Here is an 11587-nt window from a genome sequence, read left to right as displayed (position 1 = left end):
TTTGTAACCCCTCACACGGGGTCAGGCAGGTACTTCCCCTGCCGATTCAAATGACGAGTTCTACTTGCTTTTTTTCTTTCACTAGTAGTCCGATTTTATTATATATTTCTATATAGATTGTTCGGAAACAAGGCGCACACTGCCCATTATAGACATAACCTGTCCAGTTTTTCTGATTTCTTTAGTAATTCTTACAGTTGGTTATGACGGGCTTTTAGAAAATTATTCATTAATAATCCGCTTCAGGAACATAAATTTGTGTGACGACAGTATCTTCGGCTTGACCATTTTCATCTAAAATTTCTGTACTTAACATATAATAGGTATCTTCTTTACCAGGGAGAAATGTTGAGAAATACTCTTTGTAAGAAGCAGATGTAATGGTGTCAATATATACTTTTTCTTCTTCTATTACCTCCAGTAACTTGTATTCCTTATCACGTTCTGTTAGTTGAAATCGAACATCTCTACCCAATTTGGCTCCATGTGCCGACATTGCCATCAACGATATAGACACCTCCGTGTTGGGGTCTATAACCCCCGCTGAAATACCAAAACTGATATTCCCATTTCCTTCGCTGAACCATTTTCCAGTAAAGTCAGCGTATTCTGTTCTCTGGCTGGCATCAAAAACTATTCCACCAATATTGAAAGAATTGGAATTTTCTTCTCTATCATTCCTTTGTAATTTTATATTGTAAATATTTAAAGAAGAAATAATTATAATTAATAAAAAAATTATGGTTGAGAGAATATATATTATATGTTTTTTTCTTTCCATAGCCAATAACCTTTCCCTTCATAATAAATTTTATATAATGCTATTCTACTGAATTAAACTTCCTCGTTAGTTGAATAAGAAACATACATTATATCGTGAACTTAGATAACCTAAGTGTATAATAGGTTTCGGTATTTTCTCTTAGATTTCCTTTAATAATCAAGTTATTTATCTGAGATTCTATTGGTTCATAATAAATTACAAGTGTAATACAACATAATTATTTATTTCTGATTTTCTAAATCACTTTTAAGTTTTATCAACTGTTCTTTTTGATTATCATTTTTGTCTGGATATTTCGCCAATACCTTATTTATTATATCTATCTTTATCATAGGCACATACAGGTAATCCGTTTTAATTAGAGTTACATATTGAGTGAATGGTTTATCTAAATTAATATTATCGTTAATATCCTTTATGAATAAAAAATAATTCATCGTAAATTTAGGGTTATCTGAATCTTTTTTAGCTAACTGTGCTGATTTTTCTGCCATGGATACCGCTTTATCTAAGTCTGTCGATATTAATAATTTCGAATATTCAAAATAAGAAGAGGAATTAGCCCCCTCAATAGATACACTTTTTTCTCGAGATTTTAACGCACCATCAAAATCTCCTAATTCTATATAACACATACTTAATCTCACCCAAGTAAGATTATTGTCGGGATATTTTTTTGTAGCTTCTAAAAATATCTCTTTAGCTTTAAGAAACTTCTTTTGTTGATAATATGTTAACCCTGATTTTAATAAAGCATTAACGCTATCAATTGATTCTAACTGATTCTCCAAAAGCTTCTGAAAATCATCTATGTTTAATCCAACCACTTTCTCAAAAGCATTGTAAAATGTCATAGATTTAGTGTTTATAAGAATTTGCTGTATAGAATTTTGTCCTTTAAGCTCTATTAATTTTTTCACTGCAATATAACTTTGCATATAAGATTCATTGTATTTCCACATTTGTGTGTTTTTATCTAATTTTCTAAAGTCTTTTATTTGTTGTATCTTAGGGTTTTTAAATACTTCAGGCAACAAAGATGAACTTGTATATTCCGCAACCCCTTCTTGAAACCATGAAGGTATTTTAAATTCCTGTATATCTTTATCTTTACAAAATGAACTCATTTTATAGTGAGTATATTCATGTACCAAAACGTATGAATTGATATTATCATTTGGAACATATAAAGAGTCAAAAATAGTTACTGCTCTGCTTTCTTCAGGATTAACGTTAAACGCTTTACCAAATGATTCAGATGTTGTGAAGATAATTATATTAAAAGGATACATGGTTGTTTGTCCCAATAATGGCGCTATTTTTACTTCCCCTTCTTTTATATACTCTTTTATAGTATTTATATATGTTTCATCGCCTTTATTTAAATAATAATATGTAATATTATCAAACTTCTTCGTCTCCATATTTTTAGTGATGGTCTTGAACTTTATATTTTTTATTATATGTGCAGTTTTATCTTTTAAAGAAGGGGTTTCGCCAATAATAACCACAATTAATATAATGAAAATTAGAATATACAATAGAGTATTAGGTATTTTTATTAACTTCATTTATTTCTCCTTTTATACGTAGTATTTAACAATTGTTCATCTATCGTAGTTTTAAGATAGGTGAACAATAGTAAATGAAGTTCAGCAGTAGATTTATATTAATAATATTTAATTTACCATAAATAATTAATAGTTTTAGGTGTTAATAATATAAGAATTACACCTATAATTACTATTAATATAATTTTAATTAAGTCTTTTTTTATACTTTTTGTATGTTTGTCCATTATTAAACCTATTCCTATCCCAACAAGCATACCAAATCCTGCTCCCATAGCTATGTTCTTAAATATTAATCCCAATCCAGCCCCAAATAGTAATCCAAATCCTATTCCAAAACTAAGATAATAATTTTTATTGTTTTTGTTTGTGTTATTATCATTGTCGGACATATTTAATCAACTCCTTCTGATATTAACTTTTGTTGTTGCATCTTTTTTTACAAGGACGCCATATACCCATTTTCCTATAACTTTCATTTTTCGAACTTCTAATTATAGACATTAGGCGCACTTAAAATCCATAATTTACAATAAGTGCACCATTTACATAATTCAAGAAACATTCATATTTATCCTTTAAAACATGTAGAAAAAAGTAAAAAACTCCGATATATTCTCAGAGTTACATTAACTATTCTTTAATATTAGAAATTTATTTAATTATATTTCTTGCAAAAATAAAAGAAGTGCTATCCTGCACCTTTTAATTATCATTTATCCTATAAATTGCATTATACAAGTGCCCTTCTTCACTATAAACTATCTGCCTTCATACTCTTTAACTCTACGATAAAATGTAGCTTTAGTCATGTTCAGCATCTTCGTAGCCTCAACACCTTTAACTTTTCCATCTTTCCATTGTTTATATATACCCTTAAAATTATCACTATTAACTTCTAATTTAGGCCTACCAAACTTTATGCCTTTATTTTTTGCACTTGCAATCCCTTCCTTTTGACGTTGCTTAATATTTTCTCTTTCTTGATGGGCCACAAATGATAGTACCTGTAATACTAAATCACTAATAAATGTACCTAAAATATCTTTATGTTTAGTAGTATCTAATAGCTCCATATCTAATACTTTAATATCAGCACCTATAGTTTTAGTAATATCATTCCATTGTTTCATTATATCCTCATAACTACGACCAAATCTATCAAGTGATTTAATTATAAGTAAGTCTCCTTTTTCTAATCCTTTTTTCATATATTGATAACCAATCCTATCAAAATCTTTACCGCTCTCTTTATCAGTATATATATATTTATCTTCTATTCCTGATTTCTTGATTTCAACTAATTGCCTATCTAAATTTTGGTCTTTTGAACTTACTCTTAAATATGCTACAGTTTTCATAGTACCAATCCTCCCTTTAGTATCCTTTTAATACTTTTGATACTTTAATCATATAATTTACGTTTCATATAGTCAATATACTTTAGAAACGTTCCAAAGATATAATTCTAACTTATTGATACTATTCAAACCATTGGTACATGGTAAGGACAATACTGTTCCATTAGGTATATATTATGATACGTGGTTATAATAGATCTTTCCACTATAGACATAGTTACAGTCCTTTATCTTATTTTTACATACATGTAAAAATAAGCACCTCAGAGGTACTTACGAAGGATGCACGACTAAGTTTGCTAATTCTATTTGAATCCTCAATTCTTAACCTCTCATCACATTATATAATATACTCCAAACAACATGAAATACATTTATAAGTCCATAAAATATTAAGCGTCCATTAATGATTATATTTGACTTATATAGTTGTTTTTCCGTGGCACCTTTCATTCTTTGGTATTCCAAACACAATAATACAAATGGGATTACTACTTTAATTATTACACTTATTAATTGCCTATTGTTAACAAGTGTTGCCATGACATCATTTACTTCTAAGAACAATCCCGAATTGACTAGGAACAGTGTAAATATAATATCTGTTACATTTAATATGTATATTGCAAATAATTTCTTCCGTATTTAACCCAGATCTCCTGTTTTTATAACAGAAATAATAAAAGACATGTCCATCAGATCCATTTAGCTGAATTGTCTTATCCCCTACTATATTATTTTCTTATTTTTGATTCATAATACTTCCTAAATTATTTAATAATTTCTCTGCTTGCTTTTCAATTTTCGACTTATCATTTTCACTCAAATCAGAGTTTGCATATTGCTTTGATAGTTCTTTGAGTTGGTTGCCTATATCCTTTATATTGCCTAATCCTACTTCTTTTTCTTGTAAGTAGAAGCTATTTTTTCAACGTTCATTTTAATTCCTAACAGGAATACTTTTAATTTTTAACTTTTTTTATTATAATATACCTATAACGTAAAAAAAATGGAGGAATTCAAATGAAGAAACGTAAAGATAAAAAGAAGAAATCTCCAGCAGATAAGGAATTCGATTTTGGTATGTGCGAATTCAAGTGCATTAATTGTAACCATCAATTTGAAGTTCCCTGGAAAGAAATATTTGAACTCCAAGAAATGACCCATGGCTTTGTGAGTTATGATTATATGAATAATGACTATATTACTTGCCCTAAGTGTTATGAAAATGCTAATGAAGAATATTGTGATAATTGGTCACAGCATTTTGATAGTGAAGAGAAGCCTGAAGATAATAAAAATACTATTTCATCTGAAAAGTTTTATAATGACCGTGTTTTAGAAATCGACGATGATAGTATACCTTTTTAAATATTAAACAATGTATAATATTTATAGTATATTCAAATGTACACCTATTGGAAGGGAGAAATATATATGGATAAATTCGTATTATATGTAATCGGTTGTTTTTTTGTAATTGGAGGAATTGATTATATACTAGGAAGTCCTTTGAAACTTGGCGGAAAATTTGAGGAAGGAATAAAGACCATGGGAGTTTTGGGTCTTGGCATGATAGGAATATATTCTTTAGCTCCTATACTTTCAAATTTTTTATCTACTGCCATTGTTCCTATTTGTAGAGTATTTCATTTAGACCCTTCTATATTTCCTGCATCTTTTTTAGCTCTAGATATGGGAGGGTATCAAATGGCTACTAAGATAGCCTTAACTAAGGAAATGGGATTATTCTCAGGAATTATTATAGCCTCCACTTTAGGTGCAACTATTAGTTTTTCAATACCAGTTGCTTTAGGAATGCTTTCAAAAGAAGATGAAAAGTATTTTTCTAAAGGGGTTATGGTTGGCATTATAGCTATTCCTATAGGCTGCCTTGCAGCGGGCTTTTGGCAAAAAATAAAATTTAGTATATTACTATGGAATCTTGTACCCATATTTGTTTTTGCTATTGTTTTAGTAATAGGACTATTAAAAGTTCCTAATGTTTTAATGAAGGGTTTTAGTGTATTCGGAAAGTTAATAATGGGTTTAAGTGTTATTGGATTACTCCTACAAGGTATAGATGCCATATTTGGAGTTAAGCTTGTTTTAGGACTAGCACCCCTCTCTGAATCTACAGTTGTAGTCGGAAAAATTGCCTTTGTTCTAGGTGGAGCCTACCCTATGCTTGCACTTATAAATCGTATTTTTGTAAGCCATTTCAAAAAAATAGGTGAGAAATTTGGAATTAACTCAGTGTCAGTAGCCGGTCTTTTAGGAAATTTAGCTAGTAACCTGTTAATATTTGGAACGTATAAAGAAATGAATCCTAAAGGCAAGGTAATTTGTACTGCCTTTGGAGTAAGTGGTGCTTTTGTATTTGGTGGTCAATTTGGATTTGTATCAGGAATAGCTCCTGAAATGCTAGGAGCATTTATTATATCTAAACTTACAGCTGGAATAATCAGTATTGTACTAGCGGCATGGTTGTATGAACGTGAAGCGAAGGAATCTGAAACTCCCACACATAAATGAATGGGGTTCTTGAATAGTAATTGGAATCTATTTACTTGTTTCTAAGTTTTCCCCTCATCAACTATTGATAAAAACCGCTTTTGGTAAAAATCTAATGCTTTTGATTGTTTTACTCTTACTTGTGTGCTTACAGTTTCATAATTGTCAAATAATAATTCAACAATTCGTTTATCCAATAATTTTTCTTCTGTTTTTCTTTTAAAAATCTTATAAATTTCATCTTTATCCATTCCTTTTCTATAAGGTCTATCTTCACGTATAGCAGTAAATATATCTGCAACCGTCATGATTCTAGACCCGGTGCCGATTTCCTTATTAGTAAGATGAAATGGATAACCGCTTCCATCTAATTTTTCATGATGATAGGCAGCCCACTCAGCTATCCGCTCTAATCCTCCAATTGAATCTAACGTACGAAACGTGTGATATGTATGACATCTCATAATTGCAAACTCATCGGGAGTTAATTTGCCAGGCTTATCAAGAATACTGTTTGGTATTACCAATTTACCCATATCGTGAAAATTTCCTGCTATCATCATAGATTTTACATCTAACTCTGCCAGACCAAATAATTCAGATAATTTCACAGCACATTCTGATACGCCCGATGTATGGGTAGCAGTAAATCTCGACTTAAAATCTATTAGGTCTCTATACAAGTTCGATATTAATGATATATCTTTAAGCCCTATTTTCATGTTTTTAAATTGTCCACTGTTCAATAACAATGAATATAATCGTGGAGAAGTTAGATCTAACCAAAATTCTTCTCTTTTAGCTAAATCAACAAAATAATCTACTATGTTTTTATTAATAACTGTATCTGATAATTTTTTTATTGTTTCTACTATATCCTTGCTTTGATGTAAAATATATTTTTTTCTATTTATTAATCTCTCCACATAATCAGCCAGCAAGACAATTTGAGACGAAAAGACTATTGGATTTTCTAAGCCTTCTTCCCACTCATTCCAATTTTTATGATGATTTCTTACTATCTTTGAAATCTTTCTTAACCATGGTATTTGATTTAATAATAACTCCCCCCTGATTGTATGAATACTTCCGTTTTCTTCTTTAAAACTATGAATAGATATTTTTTCTTCCACTGTTATTGCACCAATATCATGTAATAATGCTGCAGTAAAAATGTTTTCAGTAATTTCTGGTTCTAAATCTGCAAACTTTGCTAACTCAAGTGCAATAAATGCTGTTCTGTGTTGATGTTGCGCAACCAAAGGGTTTGCTAAATCCGCTACCTCTGATAAAGATAACAGCAAATTGTCCAAGCTTACCAACAATTGTTTTCTCATAAATTCATCTCCCTTTAATAATATGGTATAAATAATATATAAACAACATCGTTATATTAAATTTCTTTATTTGTTATAATTTAGATAAAAAATCAATTTGTTCAATGTTTTCACTAACTACTTTTTCAGAAATCATAATAGTATTTTTTGATATCTCTTCATCTATATTTCTAGAACCAACCATGCCTATTGAAGTATTATTTAATAGTTCTAGATTACCAGCATAAAATATTACAGTTGGTGCACTTTCTTTTAACTTGCGTTTTATAAGCTTTGGATATAACTTGTCCCCCCTACATAAAGTATATATACCTCTTTTATTTAAATCTTCTAGTTCAATTGCAAGAGAAGCACCTCTATTTAATAATTGATAAATTCTTTTAGCATCTTCTTCTTTTAATGATAAAATACTTTTAATTTGTACTTCATCTAAACCAAACAAAGCTCCTGGTTCTTTAATATCTGTTGATATTATACTTTTAACAAGTTTATTCCACTCACTAAGTTTTGATTTTAGTATCTTAGCACTTGCCTCTACTAAACCATCATTAAAATTTTCTTTTATATATTTACCTTCTATTACTACTTTTCCCCAACCAGCATCTCCATAAGAGCATAACACAATACCTGGCTCCATCATATGCTCAGGTGCAATTTTTATCTTATTATTAAGATTTATATTAATTCCAGTAGGCCACTGTTTTCTTGGTTCAATAACCATATGATTCCCCTTTAAAAACTTAGTAGCATCAATTACATGTTGTAAATTCACTTTATTTGTAAATTTACTTGGCTTACAATTCATACACCTACCGCATTTTTGGGCTGATGTGTCATCAAGCTCATTTGCTATGAATTCCATTAAACAATCATCAGTTTCAATATAATCATTCATACGTTCTAACTCATATCTTCTAATCTTTGAAATAGCATTTGAGTACTCTAAATTTGGTCGCCAATTATTTATGGTTGGGTAGTACTTTGAGGTTTCTTTGTATATTGCTCCATCTACTTCTAGGTACTTCAGAGACTTTTCTAATCTACCACTTTTCATGTTTACAAAAGATAATATTTGCTTTTGCCCGATTCCAGTATAAATTTTTATAGCATCTACTACCTTGATCATTTCATCTTCTGTGGGGAAAGCTGAGTTAATAAAATAACCTATCTGTTTTTATAATAGCATATAAAACAAGTATTTTCGATATTTCTACATTACCTTCTGATATCCTATCTATTACAAATTCATCTAACTCGTTAAGTCTTGTAGTGATAATTGTCTAAAAAAAAATATCTTTGCATAAAAAAAACAGAAGTATAGGTATACTACACTTCTGTTTTACTGGTTGCTATTTAAAAAACCTCTTAATAGGTACTAATCCTAAAAGTACGGATGTTATTATCCCCTCAACTCCCGCACTTGAGCCGTTATATATGCATGAATATAATAAAACATTCATACCTTTTGGTGCATATTGTCCAAAAAATAATACTCCAGATAATATATTAAAAACCAATGCAATACCTGTTGCAAATAATCCTCCACATATGATTTTATATTTTTTATCATGTCCAAAGGTATCTGCTAAACCAAGCGCCATTGATGATAGTATAAAATCTAGTACAAATTGAACAGGATGTATTATAAAGGCACCATTTAAAATCTTACATAATCCAAATAAAATTCCTCCTGTAAGTCCTGCCGTTCTTCCACAAATAATTGAAAGTAGCATTATAGGTAGCATAGACATTAATGTTATACCGCCGCCTTGAGGATACTTTACAAGTGGCACCATATATAGGACATATGCCAGTGCACTCATCATAGCTGTTATAACCATTGTTTTTGTTGTGAATTTATGTTTCCCTACATCCATTATATACAGTATAAATATTATTATTGATACTAGTCCAGTTAAAATAATCATTGTAATTCTCCCTTTTTATTGTGCATTAATTATATGCATTATCCCAAAATTTCAACTCATACATGCATGATTTCATAAAAATAGCCAATAGTTTTTTCTTTTCTTCTTCATTTATATCCTTGCATAAATCATTTATATAATCTATCCAGTCATTAGTGAATTTTGTAAAACCATCAGAAGCATATTCTTCAATCCAGGGCTTGAAAAAATTTCCCTCTAGCTTATATTCGTAAGTCTTTTTAATATATTTACCCATGTAGCTATAACTCCAGGTACATGGCATAGTAACGAGTGCAATCTCTTTTAAATCTCCAGTAAGCGCTACTCCCTGCATATAGCTTGTATAACTTGAAGTTATTAAATCATATTCACATTTTTCCGTTTCCTTTGCAGTTAATCCAAAGCCTTCTAAATATTTTATATGAACAGCCGCCTCATCCTCCATAGTTCCTCTTATTGAATTATAATAAAATTTCATCTCCTCCATAGTTTTTGCCTTAACAAGCCCTATGCAAAATACCTTTGAGTATTCTTTTAAATATAGGTAATCCTGAATAAGATAGTTTTTAAACTTCTCCTTATCTAATGTACCTTCTCCTATCTCCTTTATAAATGGATGTTCTAAATAGGACTTCCAAAATTCCTCTACCTCTTCAAATATATAATCTGTAAATTTCATAATAATCCCCTTTCAATATTTTCTATGAATCATCTAAAATAAAATAACAAGAAAAGATGCCTAAACACAAAAATGCCTATATTCCCTTAGGGAATATAGGCGCGTAGTTTACACTTATAAATATTATTTATCAATACAATCCATATAATACTTTTAGTAAGCTTTCCTACGCTGGTATTATCCAGATCAGGTTAAAGGGTTAATAGTAAAAACTATTTCTCAGCACAAGTGCACCCCTAGCAAATATTCTATTTTCCTCTATTATAAACCTATGTCAAAGCTTGTCAACAATAATATCTCATCACTTGTATTTAAAATTTCTCTTAATATACCTTACTGGATTTCCTTTTGAATAACATCTATTAGTTTCTTACAAGGAATAACCTTTATATTCTTAAATTTAACCCCTGTTTTTAAACAATTCATCGGTATATATGCCTTTTTAAAACCCATTCTATCTACTTCTTTTAGTCTTTGCTCGAGTGATGGTACTTTTTTAAGTTCACCAGTAAGACCAAGCTCTCCTATAAAAACTGTATCCGTAGATATTCCATGGTTTAATGCGGATGATGCAATACTCATCACTACAGCAAGATTTACTGATGTTTCAGTTAACTTAAGACCACCTGTTGCTTTTATAATAACATTTTTATCATAAAGTCCTACCCCTCCTCTTTCCTCAAGAATTGAGATAAGAGTACCTAATTGTTCCTTCCTTGCAAAACACTCACTTAGTCTACTTGGATAAGGGGTAAACGATTTAGATACAAGACTTTCTACCTCTACAACAATTGGTCTCGTACCATCCTTTATAACGGCTAAGGCACTCCCCGGAACTAGTTCTTCCCTTTTGGTCATAAAAAACTCCGATGGGTCAGTTATTTCTTCCATCCCTATTTCTGTCATTCGGAATAACCCACTTTCAGACGTATCCCCATATCTATTCTTTTTGCTAATTAAATGCTTAAGTTCTTCTCCATCTTCTCCCTCTATGTATAGTACTGTATCCACTAAATGCTCTAGTATCCTAGGCCCTGCCATCTCATCAGCCTTTGTCATTTGCCCAACCAGAAATACAGCTCTTGGTCTATCTGGATTTTTTGCTTTATCCTTTAAAGCTGTAGCACATTCAATTACTTGAGTAGGAGATCCTGCTCTTGAGCCTGAATATTCTTCTAAAGTAAATGTTTGAATACTGTCTAGTATTATTAAATCTGCATCAACTGTTTCTATATGTTGTAATATTTCATCTAACTTAGTATCAGAAACTACCCAAAAATTATCAGCTAATTCTTTTACCGTACGATCGGCTCTATTTTTAATTTGACTATTGCTTTCCTCCCCAGATGCATATAAAATTTTGTATCCTTTTAAAGATAGAGAATTTGCGAGTTGCAATAAAAGAGTTGACTT

General features: G+C 30.3%; 13 protein-coding genes and 1 riboswitch. Of the genes, 2 read left to right on the top strand and 11 right to left on the bottom strand.

Going from position 1 to position 11587, the window contains the following annotated elements; genetic code table 11:
• Positions 1-229: 229 nt before the first annotated feature.
• The 5 genes from JJD95_RS17770 to JJD95_RS20165 all read right to left on the bottom strand — a co-directional run bounded on the left by JJD95_RS17770 (position 230) and on the right by JJD95_RS20165 (position 4334).
• Positions 230-781: a hypothetical protein gene (locus JJD95_RS17770; RefSeq protein ID WP_291644464.1), complete on the bottom strand. Its 552-nt coding sequence runs from the start codon at positions 779-781 to the stop codon at positions 230-232.
• A 224-nt stretch (positions 782-1005) separates the two neighbouring features.
• Entirely contained in the window at positions 1006-2355 is a 1350-nt protein-coding gene (locus tag JJD95_RS17765; RefSeq protein WP_291644463.1) for a tetratricopeptide repeat protein, read from the bottom strand.
• A gap of 113 nt (positions 2356-2468) precedes the next feature.
• Positions 2469-2747, bottom strand: a complete 279-nt coding sequence (locus tag JJD95_RS17760) for a hypothetical protein (RefSeq protein ID WP_291644461.1) — start codon at positions 2745-2747, stop codon at positions 2469-2471.
• Positions 2748-3116: 369 nt separating this feature from the next.
• Complete coding sequence (locus tag JJD95_RS17755; protein WP_291644459.1) at positions 3117-3716, bottom strand: recombinase family protein; 600 nt, start codon at positions 3714-3716, stop codon at positions 3117-3119.
• Between the two features lie 324 nt (positions 3717-4040).
• Positions 4041-4334 (bottom strand): DUF5658 family protein, encoded by a 294-nt coding sequence (locus JJD95_RS20165; RefSeq protein ID WP_367114845.1) that lies wholly within the window; start codon positions 4332-4334, stop codon positions 4041-4043.
• Between the two features lie 405 nt (positions 4335-4739).
• On the opposite strand from JJD95_RS20165, the gene JJD95_RS17750 reads away from it, so the two are divergent.
• Positions 4740-5087 carry a hypothetical protein gene (locus JJD95_RS17750; RefSeq protein ID WP_291644457.1) on the top strand — a complete coding sequence of 116 codons (348 nt, stop codon included), beginning with the start codon at positions 4740-4742 and terminating at the stop codon, positions 5085-5087.
• 66 nt (positions 5088-5153) lie between these two features.
• Complete coding sequence (eutH, locus tag JJD95_RS17745) at positions 5154-6251, top strand: ethanolamine utilization protein EutH (protein ID WP_291644455.1); 1098 nt, start codon at positions 5154-5156, stop codon at positions 6249-6251.
• 41 nt (positions 6252-6292) lie between these two features.
• On the opposite strand, the gene JJD95_RS17740 is transcribed toward eutH, so the two are convergent.
• The 6 genes from JJD95_RS17740 to JJD95_RS17715 form a co-directional block, all read right to left on the bottom strand.
• Positions 6293-7567, bottom strand: coding sequence for an HD domain-containing phosphohydrolase (locus tag JJD95_RS17740; protein WP_291644453.1), 1275 nt, complete (start codon positions 7565-7567; stop codon positions 6293-6295).
• Between the two features lie 73 nt (positions 7568-7640).
• Positions 7641-8693, bottom strand: coding sequence for a DNA-processing protein DprA (locus JJD95_RS17735; protein WP_291644451.1), 1053 nt, complete (start codon positions 8691-8693; stop codon positions 7641-7643).
• 25 nt (positions 8694-8718) lie between these two features.
• Entirely contained in the window at positions 8719-8841 is a 123-nt protein-coding gene (locus tag JJD95_RS17730; RefSeq protein ID WP_291644466.1) for a BrxA family protein, read from the bottom strand.
• Positions 8842-8916: 75 nt separating this feature from the next.
• On the bottom strand, positions 8917-9495 hold the full coding sequence (gene thiT / locus JJD95_RS17725) for an energy-coupled thiamine transporter ThiT (RefSeq protein WP_291644449.1): 579 nt from the start codon (positions 9493-9495) through the stop codon (positions 8917-8919).
• A 25-nt stretch (positions 9496-9520) separates the two neighbouring features.
• Positions 9521-10174, bottom strand: coding sequence for a thiaminase II (tenA, locus tag JJD95_RS17720; protein WP_291644448.1), 654 nt, complete (start codon positions 10172-10174; stop codon positions 9521-9523).
• A 146-nt stretch (positions 10175-10320) separates the two neighbouring features.
• Positions 10321-10422: riboswitch (TPP riboswitch) on the bottom strand.
• A gap of 85 nt (positions 10423-10507) precedes the next feature.
• The coding region (locus tag JJD95_RS17715) for a magnesium chelatase domain-containing protein (RefSeq protein ID WP_291644446.1) at positions 10508-11587 on the bottom strand (1080 nt) is incomplete at its 5' end.

Source organism: Clostridium sp. (assembly GCF_016650035.1).
In the GTDB taxonomy this organism is placed as follows: Bacteria; Bacillota; Clostridia; order Clostridiales; family Clostridiaceae; genus Clostridium_AD.
The sequence above is the reverse complement of the archived record's forward strand: the minus strand, read 5'-3'. Positions and strand labels throughout refer to the sequence as shown.

Coding starts and splice junctions, on each gene's coding strand:
- JJD95_RS17770 (WP_291644464.1), bottom strand. CDS start 781: ATGGAAAGAAAAAAACATATAATATATATTCTCTCAACCATAATTTTT.
- JJD95_RS17765 (WP_291644463.1), bottom strand. CDS start 2,355: ATGAAGTTAATAAAAATACCTAATACTCTATTGTATATTCTAATTTTC.
- JJD95_RS17760 (WP_291644461.1), bottom strand. CDS start 2,747: ATGTCCGACAATGATAATAACACAAACAAAAACAATAAAAATTATTAT.
- JJD95_RS17755 (WP_291644459.1), bottom strand. CDS start 3,716: ATGAAAACTGTAGCATATTTAAGAGTAAGTTCAAAAGACCAAAATTTA.
- JJD95_RS17750 (WP_291644457.1), top strand. CDS start 4,740: ATGAAGAAACGTAAAGATAAAAAGAAGAAATCTCCAGCAGATAAGGAA.
- eutH (WP_291644455.1), top strand. CDS start 5,154: ATGGATAAATTCGTATTATATGTAATCGGTTGTTTTTTTGTAATTGGA.
- JJD95_RS17740 (WP_291644453.1), bottom strand. CDS start 7,567: ATGAGAAAACAATTGTTGGTAAGCTTGGACAATTTGCTGTTATCTTTA.
- JJD95_RS17735 (WP_291644451.1), bottom strand. CDS start 8,693: ATGATCAAGGTAGTAGATGCTATAAAAATTTATACTGGAATCGGGCAA.
- thiT (WP_291644449.1), bottom strand. CDS start 9,495: ATGATTATTTTAACTGGACTAGTATCAATAATAATATTTATACTGTAT.
- tenA (WP_291644448.1), bottom strand. CDS start 10,174: ATGAAATTTACAGATTATATATTTGAAGAGGTAGAGGAATTTTGGAAG.